Annotated in this window: 13 protein-coding genes and 1 tRNA gene; 1 reads left to right on the top strand and 13 read right to left on the bottom strand. The window is 61.8% G+C overall.

The genetic code is table 11. From position 1 onward, the window contains the following. Positions 1-22: 22 nt before the first annotated feature. From H0Z09_RS20270 to rnr, 13 genes are all read right to left on the bottom strand, one after another. Positions 23-916 (bottom strand): transglutaminase family protein, encoded by an 894-nt coding sequence (locus H0Z09_RS20270; protein WP_076951879.1) that lies wholly within the window; start codon positions 914-916, stop codon positions 23-25. After that, entirely contained in the window at positions 913-3,399 is a 2,487-nt protein-coding gene (locus tag H0Z09_RS20265) for a circularly permuted type 2 ATP-grasp protein (protein WP_186692922.1), read from the bottom strand. Before H0Z09_RS20265 ends, H0Z09_RS20270 begins: the two co-directional genes overlap by 4 nt. Before the next feature lie 175 nt (positions 3,400-3,574). Continuing rightward, the gene (locus H0Z09_RS20260) at positions 3,575-6,865 is read right to left on the bottom strand and encodes a transglutaminase family protein (protein ID WP_186692919.1); all 3,291 of its coding nucleotides are present in this window, start codon (positions 6,863-6,865) and stop codon (positions 3,575-3,577) included. Positions 6,866-7,052: 187 nt separating this feature from the next. Next, positions 7,053-7,502, bottom strand: a complete 450-nt coding sequence (locus H0Z09_RS20255) for a hypothetical protein (RefSeq protein ID WP_186692917.1) — start codon at positions 7,500-7,502, stop codon at positions 7,053-7,055. Continuing rightward, positions 7,490-8,419, bottom strand: coding sequence for an NAD synthetase (locus H0Z09_RS20250; protein ID WP_186692915.1), 930 nt, complete (start codon positions 8,417-8,419; stop codon positions 7,490-7,492). Before H0Z09_RS20250 ends, H0Z09_RS20255 begins: the two co-directional genes overlap by 13 nt. 224 nt (positions 8,420-8,643) lie before the next feature. Next, positions 8,644-10,947 carry a YgiQ family radical SAM protein gene (locus H0Z09_RS20245; RefSeq protein ID WP_076951873.1) on the bottom strand — a complete coding sequence of 768 codons (2,304 nt, stop codon included), beginning with the start codon at positions 10,945-10,947 and terminating at the stop codon, positions 8,644-8,646. 219 nt (positions 10,948-11,166) lie between these two features. Then, positions 11,167-12,564 carry a replicative DNA helicase gene (dnaB, locus tag H0Z09_RS20240; protein ID WP_076951872.1) on the bottom strand — a complete coding sequence of 466 codons (1,398 nt, stop codon included), beginning with the start codon at positions 12,562-12,564 and terminating at the stop codon, positions 11,167-11,169. A 111-nt stretch (positions 12,565-12,675) separates the two neighbouring features. Then, the gene (gene rplI, locus H0Z09_RS20235) at positions 12,676-13,122 is read right to left on the bottom strand and encodes a 50S ribosomal protein L9 (RefSeq protein WP_003171376.1); all 447 of its coding nucleotides are present in this window, start codon (positions 13,120-13,122) and stop codon (positions 12,676-12,678) included. Positions 13,123-13,140: 18 nt separating this feature from the next. Next, on the bottom strand, positions 13,141-14,034 hold the full coding sequence (locus tag H0Z09_RS20230) for a hypothetical protein (protein ID WP_186692913.1): 894 nt from the start codon (positions 14,032-14,034) through the stop codon (positions 13,141-13,143). Positions 14,035-14,070: 36 nt separating this feature from the next. Next, on the bottom strand, positions 14,071-14,301 hold the full coding sequence (rpsR, locus tag H0Z09_RS20225) for a 30S ribosomal protein S18 (RefSeq protein ID WP_002551829.1): 231 nt from the start codon (positions 14,299-14,301) through the stop codon (positions 14,071-14,073). Positions 14,302-14,329: 28 nt separating this feature from the next. Then, entirely contained in the window at positions 14,330-14,752 is a 423-nt protein-coding gene (gene rpsF, locus H0Z09_RS20220) for a 30S ribosomal protein S6 (protein ID WP_003236224.1), read from the bottom strand. Positions 14,753-15,058: 306 nt separating this feature from the next. Continuing rightward, entirely contained in the window at positions 15,059-15,820 is a 762-nt protein-coding gene (gene rlmB / locus H0Z09_RS20215; protein WP_186692911.1) for a 23S rRNA (guanosine(2251)-2'-O)-methyltransferase RlmB, read from the bottom strand. Beyond that, the gene (gene rnr / locus H0Z09_RS20210) at positions 15,817-18,456 is read right to left on the bottom strand and encodes a ribonuclease R (protein WP_076951870.1); all 2,640 of its coding nucleotides are present in this window, start codon (positions 18,454-18,456) and stop codon (positions 15,817-15,819) included. Before rnr ends, rlmB begins: the two co-directional genes overlap by 4 nt. 224 nt (positions 18,457-18,680) lie before the next feature. Here rnr and H0Z09_RS20205 point away from each other — a divergent pair. Then, positions 18,681-18,767, top strand: a tRNA-Leu gene (locus H0Z09_RS20205). Positions 18,768-18,770: the final 3 nt, after the last annotated feature.

Genomic DNA, 18,770 nt, shown 5'->3' with positions numbered 1-18,770 from the left:
CACAAGCCAGCGTCACAACCTGCTATTGCAGCGGCATCACCGTCACCCGCACCTCCGGGTCATGGCTGCCTCCTCCCAGAATCACCCCGCGCAACGGCGACACATCGGAAAAGTCCCGGCCCCAGGCCAGGGTGATGTGCTCCAGTGCCGGCTGCACGTTATTCGTCGGATCAAAATCCACCCAACCCGAAATAGGGCAATACACCGAGACCCACGCGTGGGACGCATCCGCGCCAATCATCCGTGCCTGGCCGGGCGGCGGCTGGGTGAGCAGGTAGCCGCTGATGTAACGCGCCGCCAGGCCGCGTGAGCGCAGGCAGGCGAGCATCAGGTGGGCGAAGTCCTGGCACACGCCTCGGCGGCGCTCCAGCACTTCCACCAGGGGTGTGGCGACCTGGGTGGCCTCGGCATCAAAGGTGAACTCGCTGAATATCTTTTCCATCAGCGCTTGCACGCCCAGCAGCAGCGGCGTGCCGGCAGGAAAGCAGCTTTCGGAGAACTCGACGAAGGTTTGCTTCAGGTGCACGTAGGGTGATTCGAAACGGAAGCGGCAGGCTTCGATCAGCTCAAGGGACATGGCCTGGCTGCTGTAGGTCAGGCTGTCGCGGGTCTGGTCCCAGGCTGGCGATTGCTGGAAATCCAGCGTCGGCCGCGCCAGCACCTCCACGGTCAGCCCGGCGTTCACCAGCAATTCATCATGGGGCCGTTCGAACGCCAGCCGCGTGATGGGGTTGCCGAACACATCCAGCTCATCGCGACGCGAAGTCGGTTCCGGGACAATGTCCAACTGCTGCGAACTGCACCGTTGCCAGGCGCACGGCCGTGGCCACAGGTGCGCCAACTGCTGGGCCAGGGACACCGGGCTGTCGTAGTGGTAGTGGGTATCGTGGAAAATCTGGTAGCGCGCACTCGTCATACCGACACCGTTTGCTGGCTGACCGCATCCACATGGGCGAAATGGCGCAACGCAAGGCGGTCCGACACTTGCCCACTCTCATCGGCGACCGCTTGCAGCAGGTCGGCCAGGCCGTCCAACGCGGCACGCACGCTGGACTCGCCAAACAGCGGGTTCTCCAGGCAACCCAGGTCGAAGCGCGCCAGGCGCTCCACCAACGGCCCGAGGCCGGTTTCCCGAGGCACGCCAAAGTCATCGTTGAGACGCCGCAGGGTGCGACTCACCAGTTTGAGCTGGAACAACACCGCGTGGGGGTTCTGCTCGTCGAGCAGCAGCAGGTCGAGCACCGGGATCAACTGGGGCACCGCCAGGTAGCGCGAGCGATAGGTGATGCTGCTGTTGCCCAATTCCAGCAACCACTCCAGCCCGGCCTGATCGAACACCGCCACGCCACGCAGGAATGCCGCCAGGCTGCTGCTCAGAAATTGCAGACGTTCGATGCGACGGCCCATCATCAAAAAGCGCCAGCCTTCGTCGCGCGTCATGTCGTCCAGGGCGAACCCGGACAGCGCCGCCAGGGACATCACCAGGCGGTTGAGAAAATCCAGCAGTTCGCCAAAGTCCGGCGCCTCGCTTTCCAGCTCCAGGGCTTCGCGTTGCAGTTCCACCAGGGCCTGCCAGTTTTCCCGGGACAGCTTGCCGCGCACCTGGGACGCCGCCCACTGCAGGCGTTGCAGGTTGGCGCGCAGGCTCGATGGCCAGTCATCACCAAGCAAGGCGGCGAGCAGGCGCTCGGGCAGCTCGCCCTCTTCCGGCAGCAGGCGCAGGTTTTCGCCAAGCTCCACGGCCGCCTGCAAGGCCAACGGATCGTCGCCATCCACATAACGCGCCAGCACCACGCGCAACCAGCGCGCGCTGTCATCGCAGCGCTCGCAGTAACGGCCGAACCAGAACAGGTTTTCCACAACGCGAGACGGTAGATACGGATCGCGGCGCACCAGGTCATGGGCACCAATCGCACGTTGTGCACGCCAGTGTTCGCCACCGGCTGCGCGTTCGCCGAGCACCCAGGTGTCCTTGCTGGCGCCGCCGCGTTGCATCGACACCACCTCGGCATCGGCCTCGGCGGCCACTCGCGTGAGCCCGCCCGGCAGCACGCGATAGCCGTCATCGCTCGCCACGGCGTAGACGCGCATGCCGATGGCGCGGTGTTGCAGGTGGTCATCCACGGTGTGCCACACCGGTGCCTGGGACAATTGCGCCAACTCCTGGGCCACGTAGGCGTAGGGCCGTGCGCGCATGCGTTCAGCCAAGGCCTCGCGTTGCGCATCGTCCAAGTCACGGCCAAACACCGGGGCGAAACTTTGCGATGGAAACGCAGGCTTGATCAGCAGCTCGGGAAGTTTCTCCAGCGCCTGGGCAAGTACCGGCGCCTCGCCGCACCACCAGGTCGCGATGGACGGCAGGATCAATTCTTCACCAAACAGGAATTGGTTGATCTTCGGCAGGAAGCCCAGCAAACCAGGCGATTCCAGCACACCGCTGCCCAGGGCATTGGCCACCAGCACATTGCCTTGGCGCACGGCATCGAGCAGGCCGGGCACGCCGAGGGCCGAGTCGGTGCGCAGCTCCAGAGGGTCGCAGAAGTCATCGTCGAGGCGGCGCATGATCGCGTGCACCCGGCGCAGGCCGCTGAGGGTCTTGAGGAACACGGTGCTGTCGCGCACGGTGAGGTCGCCGCCTTCCACCAGTGGGTAGCCAAGCTGGCGGGCGAGGTAGAGGTGTTCGAAATAGCTTTCGTTGAAGCGCCCAGGGGTGAGCAGCACGATCAGCGGCGGCTGGTCATCACCGGGCGCCTGGCGGGCCAGGGTTTCCTGCAGGGTTCGGAAGAACCCGGTGAGGTGCTGCACCTGCAGGTCGCGGTACAGGTCCGGAAACGCGCGGGACACGATGGTGCGGTTTTCCAGCGCATAGCCCGCCCCCGAAGGCGCCTGGGTGCGGTCGGCGGTGACCCACCAGCGGCCATCCGGCGTACGCGCCAGGTCGACCGCATAGAGGTGCAGAAAAGCACCGTCCGGCGGCTGGATGCCCTGACACGGCCATAAAAAATTGTTGTGACCGAACACCAGCTCGGCCGGCAGCAAGCCTTCCTTGATCAGGCGTTGCGGGCCATACAGATCCGCCAGCACCGCATTGAGCAGGCGCGCGCGCTGGGCGATACCGGCTGACAGGTGCTGCCATTCATCAGCGGCCAGCACGTGGGGCAGCAGGTCGAGCTCCCACGGGCGGTCGGCGCCCTTGGGGTCGGCGTAAACGTTGTACGTCACGCCGTTTTCCTGGATCTGGCGGGTCAGCAGCGCCTGGCGCTGGGCCAGTTGCGCGGGCGTGCTGCGTTGCAGGTGGTCGAGCAGGCGCCGCCAATGGGCACGCACCGCGCCGCCGTGGTCCAGCAGTTCGTGATAAGTGCCCGCGGTCAGCGGGTAACGGTCGAGCAAATCGGACATGGAACGCTCGGCAGAGGCAAGGGGGCTCAGGTTAACCTAACAAACACTGCAAATCCCCTGTGGGAGCGGGCTTGCTCGCGAAAGCAGTCTGTCAGTTGATTATGTATCGACTGACACTCCGCTTTCGCGAGCAAGTCGAATCGTCGCACCGCCGCTCCCACATTTTGAACTGTGTTCAGTCATTTTTATTGGGGTGACGCCGTAGGTCCAAAGTCATAGGCAATTCATCGTTGATGCTGACTGTTGGCACCGGAAGCTTTCCAGGACTATGTCCCAACCGGAAAAACCTCGCCATCCTCCGGCTTTCCGCCTCATTGGCGTTCACCGGCAAGCTGTCGTAATTGCGCCCGCCCGGATGCGCCACATGATACTGGCAGCCGCCCAGCGAGCGTTGCATCCAGGTATCCAGCAGGTCGAACACCAACGGCGCATGCACCGCGATGGTCGGCTGCAGGCAGTTGGCCGGTTGCCAGGCGCGGTAGCGCACGCCGGCGACGAACTCACCGACGCGCCCGGTGGGCTGCAACGGTACCGGGATGCCATTGCAGGTCAGCAGGTAGCGCTGCGGTGGCAGCCCGGTCAATTTGACCTGGAGGCGCTCAAGGGACGAATCCACATACCGCACCGTGCCACCCACCGCGCCCTCCTCGCCCAGCACATGCCAGGGCTCCAGGGCCTGGCGCAGCTCCAGTTCGATGCCATTGACGGCGTAGTCGCCAACCTTGGGGAAACGGAACTCCAGGTGCGCGGCAAACCATTCGGCGCGCAGCGGGTAGCCGGCGGCGTTGAGCTCGGCGATCACGTCGGCGAAATCCTGCTCGATAAAGTGCGGCAACAGGAAGCGGTCATGCAGTTCGGTGCCCCAGCGTGCCAGTTTCGGCGGTGCATAGGGTTCGCGCCAGAACCGCGCGACCAAGGCACGCAGCAACAGTTGCTGGGTCAAACTCATGCGCGCGTGCGGCGGCATTTCAAACGCACGCAGCTCCAACAGGCCCAGGCGGCCGGTGGCACCGTCCGGCGAGTAGAGCTTGTCGATGCAGAATTCGGCGCGGTGGGTATTGCCGGTCACGTCGATCAGCAGGTTGCGCAGCAGGCGATCCACCAGCCATGGCGGGCACTCTTCGCCGGGCTCGGGTATTTGCGCAAAGGCGATCTCCAGCTCGTACAGCGCATCGTTGCGCGCTTCATCCACCCGCGGCGCCTGGGAGGTCGGCCCGATGAACAGGCCGGAGAACAAATAGGACAGCGAGGGGTGGTTATGCCAATAGCTGATCAGGCTGCGCAGCAGATCGGGCCGGCGCAGGAAGGGTGAGTCCTTGGGCGTCGCGCCGCCCAGCACAAAGTGGTTACCGCCACCGGTGCCGGTGTGGCGTCCGTCGATCATGAATTTCTCGGTGGTAAGGCGGGTTTGCCGCGCCTCTTCATAGAGGAACTCTGTACGCTCCACCAATTCATCCCAGGTGGCGGAAGGCTGTACGTTGACCTCGATGACACCCGGGTCCGGCGTGACGCGAAAGTTGCTCAGGCGCGTATCGGCCGGCGGCTCGTAGCCTTCGAGCAACACTGGGCACTGTAGCTCTTGGGCGGTAGCCTCGATGGCGGCCACCAGTTCCAGATAGTCTTCGACGCGCTCCAAGGGCGGCATGAACAGATACAGGCGCCCCCCCCGTGCCTCGGCGCACAGGGCGGTGCGGGTCAGCCAATCGGCGGACTCGTCGATTTTTGGCACACGCTCATCGTTCGGTGCGGGTTCGCCATGGTTTTGCAGTTGAGCGGTGCCCGGCAGCTCCGGCTGGTCCTGGTTAGGATCGGTCGGATGCACAAACGGATACTCGGCCGCCGTGACCCATGGTTGCGAGGCCAGGGGCAGGCGGTAGCCCAGCGGCGAATCGCCCGGCACCAGGCGGCAATGGTTGTCGCGCAGGTACCAGCGCCCGCTCTGCCAGCGGTCATTGGCCGCCGTGCGCGCCAGTGGCAGCACTTGGCCGATGATTTTATCCAGCCCCTGGGCGAACACTTTGCGCAGGCGCTCGCGCTCCAGGTCGTCACTCAGGCGCGGGTCCTGGGCAGTGACGTTCTGCGGCAACGCGCCTTCGCGCCACAGGTAGTAGAAATTATCTTCAAAGGCCGGGAAGACAAAGCGCGCAGGCAGTTTGAGGCGTTCGGCGACGCTGGCCAGGAAACGCCCGGCCATGGCGCCGTCGGCGCCGTAGTGCTGTTGCTCATCGGCGATCAATGCGCTGTTGTGCCAGATCGGCACGCCGTCACGGCGCCAGTAGCAATTGAGCGACCAACGCGGCAATTGCTCGCCGGGGTACCACTTGCCCTGCCCGAAGTGCACCAGGCCTTGAGGCGCGTAATGCGCGCGCATGCGCTGGAACAGCTCGGCGGACAGACGACGCTTGTCCGGCCCGAGCGCAGCGGTGTTCCACTCGGCACCGTCGGGGTCGTCGATGGAGACAAAGGTCGGCTCGCCGCCCATGGTCAGGCGCACGTCGTGCTTGAGCAGGTCGCCATCGATCTGCCGGCCCAGGGCCTGGATCGCCAGCCATTGCTCCTCGGTGTAGGGCTTGGTGACCCGAGGGGCTTCCCAGATCCGCTCCACCGACATTTCGTGGGTGAATTGGCACTCGCACGGTTCCACCAGCCCACTGATCGGTGCCGCCGAGGATGGATCGGGACTACAGGCCAACGGGATATGCCCTTCACCGGCGAACAACCCGGAGGTGGCGTCCAGGCCGATCCAGCCGGCGCCGGGCAAATACACTTCGCACCAGGCGTGCAGGTCGGTGAAGTCCACTTCGGTGCCGGAGGGCCCGTCGAGTGCCTTGACGTCGGCGGTGAGCTGGATCAGGTAGCCGGACACAAACCGCGCCGCCAAGCCGAGGTTGCGCAGTAATTGCACCAGCAGCCAGGCGGAGTCGCGGCAGGAGCCGGAGGCATTTTGCAGGGTGAATTCCGGGGTCTGCACGCCCGGTTCCATGCGGATCAGGTAGCCGATATCGGCGGCAAGACGCTGGTTGAGGCCCACCAGAAAGTCCACGGCCGGCAATGGCGTGCGGTCGATGCCGGCCAGGTAGGCGGCAAACTTCGGCGTCAGCGGCAAGGTTTCCAGGTACGGCGCCAACTCGCGCTGTTCATCGGCCGCGTAGCTGAAGGGGATTTTTTCGGCGTAGGGCTCAAGGAAAAAGTCGAACGGGTTGAACACCACCATCTCGGCGACCAGGTCGACTTCGATGCGCAGTTCAGCGGTTTTTTCCGGGAACACCAATCGCGCCAGGTAATTGCCCTGAGGGTCTTGCTGCCAATTGATGAAATGCTGCTCGGGCAGCACTTTCAGCGCGTAGGACAGAATCCGCGTACGGCTGTGGGGCGTCGGGCGCAAACGCACAATTTGCGGGCCGAGTTCGACAGCGCGGTCGTAGCGGTAATGCGTGACGTGGTGCAACGCGACATGAATCGACACGGCGGCCTCCTGCGAGCCAGGGCATGGACACAACGTGCGCAAGACTTATGCCAGAGCGGCCGTCGTTGCGCTTTATCGTAAGACCCGGTGCAGTACAGCACCAAAACGGCGCCAGCGGTGACGCCATGGTGCAAGTGCCGCACATATTTGTGGCGAACGTGTGAAAGGAGGTGGTGAATCTACCCAGTCACCGGGCCTTGTGCCGGGCGCCGAGGGCTTGACGCAGGTGGCGGATTTCCACGAGTCTGGCGCGCATCTCGCGCTGCCCCTTACTGTTGAGTATCAGCAGCCCGAACAGTGGAAAAACCAGCGCCAACCCATAAAGAACCCGATGAGGACCGTATTGGATCATCGGCAACACAAACAGCAGGCAGGCGGCGTAGAGACCGACCATCACCCATGCCCAACCGGGCCTGCCCCGTAGAATCATAAAGTTGCTGTGCACCGTGAGCAGCGTGAGCACTGCCCCGGCCAGCATGATCTTGAGCCCCACTTGAGCAAGGGGTGCATCATCAAAATAGGTGACGAACGCCAACGCCATGGCCAACGCCAATGAAAAATACGCCGCAAATACGCCGCTCAGAAACGTCAGAAAGTAATGCTTGAAAAAGTCTCGCAGCGTCATCAATTCGCCCATTCTTTGGCTTCCTCGTACAGCCCGATCGCGATTGTTTTGACATTTCCGGAGTAGGCGCTCCCGCCGAACCCTATGACTGCACTCAGGGCGTCCTTGATCTGGGTCGTTGTGCCGTGCTTGAGCTGCGTGGGGGTGAAACGCTTGGTGAGTTCACCCGACGCTTGCTTGAGCTTGAGTAGCTTCGAGGTCAATTTGGGATCGTTGATGCTCAACAGTTCTTTGGTCAGCTTGGCTCTTTCCTGGCGATTCAAACCGCGCAGCACCTCACGCAGGCTCTTGCCCGTCGAGGCTTTGGCGGCCCTGACCAGCTTGACCGTCGTCAGGGTCGAAGCGCCCACGCCGACCAGCGACGCTGCGTCGAGCACAATGGAAGCATTCTGGTACCAGCCTTCACTGTCGAGCCAATCGTTGACCTCGGGCTTGGCCACCTCGAGCGTCGTGCGGGCAAGGCCATTGATGCACTGCAGTGAACTCGCGCCCGCCGCCGCGTACCCTATCACCACAACGACGGAACTGGCGCCCGCGCTGAACGGCACCAGCAGGGTACCGCTGGCAATCGCAGCCCAACTGATGACCGCGCCCAGGCACGAGATCCCGGTGTTCACCGCCTCGCCGATCAGCCTGGACTCCCGCGGGTTGCTCGCCACATGTTGAGCGAACTGTGTCGGCGCAACGTAGTTTTGCGCCTCCCGCAGGATGATGCGCTTGGGCTGGATGCTGCAGATGGGCTTGAATTCACGCAGGGTGACGATGTTGAAGTCGGCATCGATATACACCACACCCGCGCCGACAATACCGGGATCGGCGTCGATGGCCGCAAACAGGCGCGGCAGGTTGATCTGGCTTTCAATGCGCTGGCGCGCCATGAACTGGGAGCGGTTGGAGTCCATGCCGATGCTGGCCAGGGGGTTGCCCATGGAGAGGTTCTTCCTTGAAAGGGGTGGTGATTGGACTGACGCTATCGCAGGCAAGCCAGCTCCCACATTTTGACTGCATGCTCATGCAGGAACGCGGTCAAGGGTGGGAGCTGGCTTGCCTGCGATAGCAATCTGATGGGCGCCACCTTAACAAACAGGCTACCCGCCTGCCAGAAAGCAAAACGCCAGCACTGAGGCTGGCGTTCTGTTTGTTCAGGTTGCAATCAACGCGGCACCACCGGCTTGCGGGTAGGCTTGCCGCCTTTGCCCTTGGCCGCATCGGTGCGCTCCTTGGCCGCCTGCTTATTGCGCGCCTGCGCCGCGGCCTTGGCTTGTTCGCGCTTGTCCCACGGGTTGCTGCCGTCGCTGCCGCGAGGCGGCAGGCCGGTGTGCTGGGTGAGGATTTTGGTGGTGGTTTCCTTGGCGACCTTGTGGCTGCCGGCCGGCGTCGAGTTCTTGCGACGCGCGCTCTGGTAGCTGTCGGTGCTCGGCTGGTGCAACGGGATCAACTGGTCCTTGCCCGGCCCGATCAGGTCGGCGCGGCCCATGCGGGTCAGCGCTTCACGCAGCATCGGCCAGCCTTTCGGGTCGTGGTAGCGCAGGAACGCCTTGTGCAGGCGGCGTTGCTCTTCGCTCTTGACGATGGTTACCGCGTCGCTCTTGTAGGTGACCTTGCGCAGCGGGTTCTTGCCCGAGTGGTACATGGCGGTGGCAGTGGCCATCGGCGACGGGTAGAACGCCTGCACCTGGTCGGCGCGGAAGCCGTTGCCCTTGAGCCATAGGGCCAGGTTCATCATGTCTTCATCGGTGGTGCCGGGGTGGGCGGCGATGAAGTACGGGATCAGGTACTGCTCCTTGCCCGCTTCCTTGGTGTACTTCTCGAACATGCGCTTGAACTTGTCATAGCTGCCAATGCCCGGCTTCATCATCTGGTTGAGCGGACCTTCCTCGGTGTGTTCCGGGGCGATCTTCAGGTAGCCGCCGACGTGGTGGGTGACGAGCTCCTTGACGTATTCCGGCGATTCCACGGCGAGGTCGTAACGCAGGCCGGAGGCGATCAGGATTTTCTTCACACCCGGCAAGGCACGGGCGCTGCGGTACAGCTGGATCAACGACGAGTGGTCGGTGTTCAGGTTCGGGCAGATACCAGGAAACACGCACGACGGCTTGCGGCACGCGGATTCGATTTCCGGACTCTTGCAGGCGATGCGATACATGTTAGCGGTCGGGCCGCCGAGGTCGGAAATCACGCCGGTAAAGCCCGGCACCTTGTCGCGGATCTCTTCGATCTCGCGAATGATCGACTCTTCGGAACGGTTCTGGATGATGCGGCCTTCGTGCTCGGTGATCGAGCAGAAGGTGCAGCCGCCGAAGCAGCCACGCATGATGTTCACCGAGAAGCGGATCATGTCGTAGGCCGGGATTTTCTCCTTGCCGTACGCCGGGTGCGGGACACGTGCGTAAGGCATGCCGAACACGTAGTCCATTTCTTCGGTGGTCATCGGAATGGGCGGCGGGTTGAACCACACGTCCACTTCGCCGTGCTTCTGCACCAGGGCGCGGGCGTTGCCTGGGTTGGTTTCCAGGTGCAGCACGCGGTTGGCGTGGGCATACAGCACCGCATCGCCACGGACTTTTTCTACCGACGGCAGGCGGATCACGGTCTTGTCGCGGGTCATGCGCGGGCTGGCCAGGATCTGCACCACCTTGGCCTCGTCCGGGTCGTCGACAGGCCCTTTCTCCTGCTCGATGGCGCAGGCTTGGGTGTCCTGGGTGTTGACGTACGGGTTGATGATCTTGTCGACCTTGCCCGGACGGTCGATGCGCGTTGAGTCCACTTCGTACCAGCCCGCCGGCGTATCACGACGGATGAACGCCGTGCCGCGCACGTCGGTGATGTCTTCGATCTTGTGGCCCCACGACAGGCGTTGGGCGACTTCGACGATGGCCCGCTCGGCGTTGCCGTACAGCAGGATATCGGCGGTGGCGTCGATCAGGATCGAGTTGCGCACACGGTCCTGCCAGTAGTCGTAGTGGGCGATGCGGCGCAGGGAGGCTTCAATGCCGCCGAGTACGATCGGCACGTTCTTGTAGGCTTCCTTGCAGCGCTGGCTGTACACCAGGCTCGCGCGGTCCGGGCGTTTGCCGGCCATGCCGCCGGGGGTGTAGGCGTCGTCGGAGCGGATTTTCTTGTCGGCGGTGTAGCGGTTGATCATCGAGTCCATGTTGCCGGCCGCGACGCCGAAGAACAGGTTCGGCTCGCCGAGCTTCATGAAATCGTCTTTGGACTGCCAGTTCGGCTGCGCAATGATCCCGACGCGAAAGCCCTGGGACTCCAACAGCCGGCCAATGATCGCCATGCCGAACGACGGATGGTCCACGTAGGCATCACCGGTAACGATGATGATGTCGCACGAATCCCAGCCAAGCTGATCCATCTCCTCCCTGCTCATCGGCAGGAATGGCGCAGGACCGAAACATTCGGCCCAGTACTTGGGATAGTCAAATAACGGCTTGGCTGTTTGCATTACGGTGACCGGTGTTGAGATGAAAAATCGCGGGCGCGGAATATAGCACAAAATTTGACCAATTCCGACGGTAATGGTCGGAATTGTGGTGACGCCTGGAATTGTGAATGCATTCAAATGTGGGAGCGGGCTTGCTCGCGAATATGGAGTGTCAGTTAACAGATTCATCGACTGATACACCGCCTTCGCGAGCAAGCCCGCTCCCACATGGGCTTGCGGTTATTCGTCGTCGTCGAAGTTATAGCTGCCCGGCGCCAGGTTCTCGAAGCGCGTGTACTTGCCGATGAACGCCAGGCGGATAAAGCCGATGGGGCCGTTCCGTTGCTTGCCGATGATGATCTCGGCAATGCCCTTGTGCTCGGTCTCGGGGTGATACACCTCGTCGCGGTACACGAACATGATCACGTCGGCATCCTGCTCGATCGCTCCGGATTCACGCAAGTCGGAGTTCACCGGGCGCTTGTTGGGACGTTGTTCCAGGGAACGGTTGAGCTGCGACAGCGCCACCACCGGACAGTTGAATTCCTTGGCCAGGGCTTTCAAGGACCGCGAGATTTCGGAAATCTCGTTGGTCCGGCTGTCACCGCTGGAACCCGGGATCTGCATGAGTTGCAGGTAGTCGATCATGATCAGCGCGATATCACCGTGTTCACGCACCAGGCGACGGGTACGTGCGCGCATCTCCGAAGGGCTGATGCCGGCGGTGTCATCGATGAACAGTTTGCGGTCATTGAGCAGGTTGACCGCCGAGGTCAGGCGCGGCCAATCGTCGTCTTCCAGTTGGCCGGAACGCACTTTGGTCTGGTCGATGCGCCCCAGGGACGAGAGCATCCGCATGATCAGCGATTCGCCTGGCATCTCCAGTGAGTACACCAGCACCGCCTTGTCGCTGCGCAACACGGCGTTTTCCACCAGGTTCATCGCAAAGGTGGTTTTACCCATGGACGGACGGCCGGCGACGATGATCAGGTCGGACGGCTGAAGGCCGCTGGTTTTCTCGTCGAGGTCGGTATAACCGGTGGAGATCCCGGTAATGGCCGCATCGGTATTGAACAGTGTGTCGATGCGGTCGATGGCCTTGGTCAGCAGGTCGTTGACGCTGACCGGACCGCCGGTTTTCGGGCGGGCCTCGGCAATCTGGAAAATCTGCCGCTCGGCCTCATCGAGAATCTCGGCGGCAGTGCGGCCTTCGGGGTTGAAAGCGCTGTCGGCGATTTCGGTGCTGATACCGATCAACTGGCGCAGCGTGGCCCGCTCGCGGACGATCTGGGCATAGGCCTTGATGTTGGCGACGGACGGCGTGTTTTTCGCCAGCTCACCGAGGTAGCCCAGGCCGCCGACCTGGGAGGTCTGGCCTTCCTTGTCCAACTGCTCGGCCAGGGTCACCACGTCGATCGGTGAGTTCTGGTCGGCCAGCTTGGCAATGGCGCGGAAGATCAGGCGGTGGTCATGCCGATAGAAGTCACCGTCCGAGACTTGATCCAGCACGCGTTCCCAGGCGTTGTTGTCCAGCATCAAACCACCGAGCACGGCCTGTTCGGCCTCGATGGAATGCGGCGGCACCTTCAGGGCAGCGGTTTGCAGATCGTATTGCTCGGGAGCTGAAATATCGTTCATGGCCACTTGGAAATCAGGGGTGTGTAGAAAAACAAAAGGCACGACCTGTAAACAGGATCGTGCCCGATGTTAACCGGCTGGCACGCGAGGTGCCACCCAGTCAGGTGCGGCTTAAGCTGCTACCACGACAACGCGTACGGTGGCTTCAACTTCGGCGTGCAGGTGCACGGCTACGTCGAATTCGCCTACGTTGCGGATGGTGCCGTTCGGCAGACGAACTTCGCTCTTCTGCACTTCAACGCCGGAGGCGGTCAGTGCATCAGCGATGTCGTGGGTGCCGATCGAACCGAACAGCTTGCCTTCGTCACCGGCGGTGGCAGTGATAGTCACTTCCAGCTCAGCCAGTTGGGCGGCGCGCGTTTCAGCCGAAGCTTTTTTGTCTGCTGCGGCTTTTTCAAGCTCCGCACGACGCTCTTCAAACGCAGCCAGGTTGGCAGCGGTTGCAGCGGTGGCTTTGCCGTAAGGCAGCAGGTAGTTACGACCGTAACCGGCCTTAACGTTCACTTTGTCGCCCAGGTTGCCCAGGTTGGCGACTTTTTCCAGAAGGATCAGTTGCATGTGAAAATCCTCTAACTTTTAACCTTCACCGTTCGCGCTATCGGCATCTTTCGATGCCAGACGTCCGCGAAAATCAATCAGGCCGTCGACAATGGCCAAAACCACGAGTAACGGATAGATCAGCTGCATGAACAACAACATTGTCACGTACATCCCCACCAGCCAGAACTTGGCCAGGCGCTTGCGCGCGACCAGCCCATGAATCAGGGCCAGTCCGGAAAACACCAGCGGTACGCTGCAAAACAGCACCATCAGGGCCATCTGTGAACCGAGGTTCGGTCCGATAACCATGAGTGCCAGCAGCAACATCGCCGGGCCCACGGGGATTCTGATACTGCGAAACTCGCGACCAAAACCACCCGGGTTGTACAACAACGCCTGCCAATATCGCCCAAGCATCAGGCTCAGCACGCTGACGATCTGCATCATTACCGCCATCAGGCCGATCAGGGCCGGTGCAATCAGTGTTGCCAGTCGCGCTCGCTCATCTACCGAAAACTGCTGGTAGAGTTCCCCGAAGGCCAGCGGCAGGATCTTGACGATCTCTTGCGCCAGCGCCTCGATTTGCGGGCGGAAAGCCGCGTCAATCAACACCGAAAACACCAACCCCAATGCCACGCTGACCAGCAGCGTGCGGACCCAGGACTCACTTGCGCGCAAAACCAACGCAAGGCTCGACGACCCCAGCAGTACCAGAAGTACCTTGGGTTCGCCCAGTTGCAGCCACCAGATCAAGGCGGCCAGCACTCCCAGGGCCAGGACGCCAAAGGCATCCTGCAAACCGCGCCGCAGAAGCACGAGGCATCCAGCGGCGGCACCCAACCAATACAACAACGGCAATGCTGCACATCCAGCCACTACCAGAGTGGCCTGCACACGACCGCGCATGATGAACTCAGCTAAGGCGCGCATGCATTCAATCCCTTACTACTTGTCGACTGCCCGGTCTCAGCGGCCGTGGCTGTCGGTGTAGGCCAGCAGGGCCAGGAAGCGGGCGCGCTTGATAGCGGTGGCCAGCTGACGCTGATAACGTGCTTTGGTACCGGTGATACGGCTTGGAACGATTTTGCCGGTCTCGGATACGTAGGCTTTCAGAGTGTTGAGATCTTTGTAATCGATCTCCTTCACGTCTTCAGCGGTGAAGCGGCAGAATTTACGACGACGGAAGAAACGTGCCATTTGATAGGCTCCTTAAAAGGTCCGTGGATTACTCGTCAGCGTTATCGCTGTTGTCGCTGTCATCACTATCAGCGCTATCAGCGCCTTCGTGCTCAGGACGGTCGCGACGCTCACGGCGCTCACTGCGGTTTTCTTCAGCCTTGAGCATCTCGGATTGGCCGGTAACGGCTTCTTCGCGACGGATGACCAGGTTACGGATCACTGCATCGTTGTAGCGGAAGTTGTCTTCCAGCTCGGCCAGGGCCTTGCCGGTGCACTCAACGTTCAGCATCACGTAGTGAGCCTTGTGAACATTGTTGATTGCGTAGGCCAGTTGACGACGGCCCCAATCTTCCAGACGGTGGATTTTGCCGCCGTCTTCTTCGATCAGCTTGGTGTAACGCTCAACCATGCCGCCGACTTGCTCGCTTTGATCCGGGTGGACCAAAAAGATGATTTCGTAATGACGCATGAATGCTCCTTACGGGTTGTAGCCTGCCGCTCAAAAACGGTCAGACAAGGAGTGAATGACACTTATGGATCCTGCCGCAGAGAGGCACATGCGTGCCTGCCAGGAAGGCAAGGGGCGCAATTGTAGAGAAGGGGGAGAAAGCGCGCAAGGCAATTGGTGATTATTTGAACAATCTTAAAGCACCGCAAAACAAATGTGGGAGTGGGCTTGCTCGCGAAATCGGTGGATCAGCCAACTAATTTAGCGACTGACACTCCGTATTCGCGAGCAAGCCCGCTCCCACATTTTGACCTGCGCCAAACTTGGTTATTTCTTCGGTATGGCTTTAGCCTTTGCGCCACGCTGACGCCGAGCCTCGAACAGGCACACACCCGTCGCAACCGACACGTTCAGGCTGCTGACGCTGCCGGCCATCGGCAAGTGCACCAGGTAATCGCAATGTTCGCGGGTCAGGCGACGCATGCCCTTGCCTTCGGCGCCCATGATGAGGATGGTCGGGCCGGTGAGGTCCTGGTCATAAATACTGACCTCGGCCTCGCCTGCCGTGCCCACGATCCACAGGCCGCGCTGCTGGAGTTTTTCCAGGGTGCGGGCCAGGTTGGTCACGGCCACCAGCGGAATGACTTCCGCCGCGCCACAGGCCACTTTACGCACGACCGGCGTGAGGGTGGCCGACTTGTCCTTGGGCACGATCACCGCCAGCGCGCCGGCAGCATCCGCCGAACGCAGACAGGCACCGAGGTTGTGCGGGTCGGTCACGCCGTCCAGTACCAGCAGCAGCGGCGCGCCTTCGGTACGGTCCAGCAGCTCGTCGAGCATGGCTTCACCCCAGACCTGGCTCGGACTGACGTCCGCGACCACGCCCTGGTGCACGCCTTCCACCCACACGTCCATTTCACGACGCTCGGCCTGGCCGATGGCAACCTTGTTTTGCGTGGCCAACTCGACCAGCGCTTGTACGCGCGGCTCGCTGCGGCCCTCTGCCAACCACACTTGCTTGACGCGTTTAGGGTGGTGACGCAGCAGTGCTTCTACGGCGTGGACGCCGTAGATTTTTTCCAGACTCATGGCTTGGCCTTAGGTTTGCGCGACCCGCCGCTCTTGGCGGGAGCCGAACCCGCCTTGGGCGGGCCTTTACGGTGTTTACTCGGCTTGCTCGACGGTTTTTCCGCCCCTTGGGACTTTCCCCCAGACGCCGCTTTACCACCGCTTTTGGCTTCGCTGAGCAACTGCTGCTTCAACTCACGGCTCTTGCGCAGTTCGGCGTTTTTCGCCGCCGCATCGCTTGGGCGATAGGCCTCAGGGGCCTTTTCCTTGGTCGACGAGCGACGGCCGGGCTTGGCTGGCGCAGGCTCGGTGGCCGCAGGTTTAGCTTTCGCTGGAGCACCCTTGCCTTTGCTGGCTGGAGTCGCTTCGCTGCCACGTTTTTTACGACTGCCCGGCGCTTCCGCGGGCTTATCAGGCATGCCGAAGTCGATCTTGCGCTCATCGAGGTCGACGCGCATGACTTGCACTTCCACGGTGTCGCCCAAGCGGAAGCTGCGACCGGTGCGCTCGCCCGCCAGGCGGTGATGCACAGGGTCGAAGTGGTAGTAGTCGCCCGGCAAGGCGGTGACATGCACCAGGCCTTCGACGTAGATGTCGGTCAGCTCGACAAACAGGCCAAAACCGGTCACGGCGGTGATCACGCCTGGGAACGACTCGCCCACGCGGTCCTTCATGAACTCGCACTTGAGCCAGTTCACCACGTCGCGCGTGGCCTCGTCGGCACGGCGCTCGCTCATGGAGCACTGCTCGCCCAACTGTTCCAGGGCCGCTTCGTCGTACGGATAGATCCGCGCTTTCGGAATGGTCATGGCACCGGCGCGCTTGACGTGCGGGGTGTTCTGCTTGGAGTGGATCACGCTGCGGATCGCGCGGTGCGTGAGCAGGTCCGGATAACGACGAATCGGCGAGGTAAAGTGGGTATACGCCTCGTAATTCAGGCCGAAGTGGCCCTGGTTATCCGCGCTGTACACCGCCTGGCTCAGGGAGCGCAGCATGACGGTCTGGATCACGTGGTAATCCGGACGGTCCTTGATGCTTGCGAGCAATGCCTGGTAGTCCTTCGGCGTCGGGCCATCCTTGCCTTTGTGCAGGGACAGGCCGAGCTCACCGAGGAAGGCGCGCAGTTTTTCCAGACGCTCCGGCGGCGGGCCGTCGTGCACCCGGTACAGGGCAGGGATCTCGTGTTTCTTGAGGAACTCTGCAGTGGCCACGTTGGCCGCCAGCATGCATTCTTCAATCAGCTTGTGAGCATCGTTACGCGTCGTCGGGGTGATCGCGGCGATTTTGCGCTCGGAACCGAAGACAATCCGGGTTTCCTGGGTTTCAAAATCGATCGCGCCACGGGTGTGACGGGCGCCCAGCAGCACCTTGTACAGCGAGTAAAGCTGCTTGAGGTGCGGCACCACATCGGCATATTCGCTGCGCAGGGCCTTGGCTTCGCTGGTCTTGGGCGTTTCCAGGATGGTGCTGACCTTGTTGTAGGTCAGGCGCGCCTGGGAGTGAATCACCGCCTCATAGAACTGGTAGTCGGTCATTTCGCCGGTTTTCGAGATGGTCATCTCGCACACCATGGCCAAACGGTCAACTTTCGGGTTCAGCGAGCACAGGCCGTTGGACAGCTGCTCGGGCAGCATCGGGATCACGCGCTCAGGGAAGTACACGGAGTTGCCGCGCACCTGGGCTTCGTTGTCCAGTGCCGAACCGATCTTCACGTAGCTGGACACGTCGGCAATCGCGACAAACAGCTTCCAGCCGCCGGAGAACAGACGCAGCTTGCCCGGCTTGGCTTCGCAGTACACCGCATCATCGAAGTCGCGGGCATCTTCGCCGTCAATGGTGACGAACGGCAGATGACGCAGGTCGATGCGCTTTTCTTTGTCTTTGTCTTCGACTTCAGGCTTGAGCTTGGCGGCTTCCTTGAGCACAGCCTCAGGCCAGACGTGAGGAATATCGTAGGTGCGCAACGCAACGTCGATTTCCATGCCCGGCGCCATGTAGTTGCCGACCACTTCAACGATATCGCCCTGCGGCTGGAATCGCGCGGTTGGCCAGTGGGTGATTTTCACCTCGACGAACTGGCCGACCTTGGCGGCGCCATTGCGACCCGGGGTGATCAGCACTTCCTGCTGGACCTTCGGGTTATCCGGCACCACAAAGCCGATACCGCCTTCTTCGAAGTAACGGCCGACAATGGACTCATGGGCACGGGACACCACTTCCACGATCACACCTTCACGGCGACCGCGACGGTCCAGGCCGGAAACGCGCGCCAGGGCACGGTCGCCATCGAACACCAGGCGCATTTGCGCCGGGCTCATGAACAGGTCATCGCTGCCGTCGTCCGGGATCAGGAAGCCGAAACCATCACGATGGCCGGCGATGCGGCCCAGGATCAGGTCGAGCTTATCCACCGGCGCGTAAGTGCCACGACGGGTGTAGATCAGTTGGGCGTCGCGCTCCATGGCACGCAAACGGCGGCGCAGGGCTTCGAGCTGGTCTTCGGTGGTCAGACCGAACTCTTCAACCAACTGCTCGCGGCTAGCAGGCGAACCCCGATCGGCGAGGTGCGCCAGGATCAGTTCGCGGCTAGGAATAGGGTTTTCATATTTTTCCGCTTCACGAGCGGCCTCGGGATCGAGGGACTGCCAATCGGCCATTAGAGAGTTTTCACCTTGTCTATATGCGGGTTAGTTTGGCATACGCGTATTGAAACGGGAAATTTCAGACGTCATCAAGCCTTTTAAAGCCCTTTGCAGCCCCCGGGAAGCACCTTGCACGACCATTGGCGAAATTTTCCAGGCTTTTTTCATGGCAGGGGTTTACAGCCAAAAGTACGCTGCGTATAGTGCGCGCCATCGACGACGGCAACGTTGTTGATGTTGCCCAGGTGGTGAAATTGGTAGACACGCCAGCTTCAGGTGCTGGTGATCGCAAGGTCGTGGAAGTTCGAGTCTTCTCCTGGGCACCAAAT

This window comes from Pseudomonas sp. SWRI18, assembly GCF_014268345.1.
GTDB classification, from domain to species: domain Bacteria; phylum Pseudomonadota; class Gammaproteobacteria; order Pseudomonadales; family Pseudomonadaceae; genus Aquipseudomonas; species Aquipseudomonas cedrina.
This window is presented reverse-complemented; position numbering and strand designations above follow the sequence as displayed.

What these genes read in the sequence shown, in the direction of transcription:
- rnr (WP_076951870.1), bottom strand. Translation starts at nt 18,456, where the DNA reads ATGGCCGATTGGCAGTCCCTCGATCCCGAGGCCGCTCGTGAAGCGGAA.
- H0Z09_RS20250 (WP_186692915.1), bottom strand. Translation starts at nt 8,419, where the DNA reads ATGGGCAACCCCCTGGCCAGCATCGGCATGGACTCCAACCGCTCCCAG.
- H0Z09_RS20270 (WP_076951879.1), bottom strand. Translation starts at nt 916, where the DNA reads ATGACGAGTGCGCGCTACCAGATTTTCCACGATACCCACTACCACTAC.
- rplI (WP_003171376.1), bottom strand. Translation starts at nt 13,122, where the DNA reads ATGCAACTGATCCTTCTGGAAAAAGTCGCCAACCTGGGCAACCTGGGC.
- H0Z09_RS20265 (WP_186692922.1), bottom strand. Translation starts at nt 3,399, where the DNA reads ATGTCCGATTTGCTCGACCGTTACCCGCTGACCGCGGGCACTTATCAC.
- H0Z09_RS20245 (WP_076951873.1), bottom strand. Translation starts at nt 10,947, where the DNA reads ATGCAAACAGCCAAGCCGTTATTTGACTATCCCAAGTACTGGGCCGAA.
- H0Z09_RS20255 (WP_186692917.1), bottom strand. Translation starts at nt 7,502, where the DNA reads ATGGGCGAATTGATGACGCTGCGAGACTTTTTCAAGCATTACTTTCTG.
- rlmB (WP_186692911.1), bottom strand. Translation starts at nt 15,820, where the DNA reads ATGAGTCTGGAAAAAATCTACGGCGTCCACGCCGTAGAAGCACTGCTG.
- dnaB (WP_076951872.1), bottom strand. Translation starts at nt 12,564, where the DNA reads ATGAACGATATTTCAGCTCCCGAGCAATACGATCTGCAAACCGCTGCC.
- H0Z09_RS20230 (WP_186692913.1), bottom strand. Translation starts at nt 14,034, where the DNA reads ATGCGCGCCTTAGCTGAGTTCATCATGCGCGGTCGTGTGCAGGCCACT.
- rpsR (WP_002551829.1), bottom strand. Translation starts at nt 14,301, where the DNA reads ATGGCACGTTTCTTCCGTCGTCGTAAATTCTGCCGCTTCACCGCTGAA.
- rpsF (WP_003236224.1), bottom strand. Translation starts at nt 14,752, where the DNA reads ATGCGTCATTACGAAATCATCTTTTTGGTCCACCCGGATCAAAGCGAG.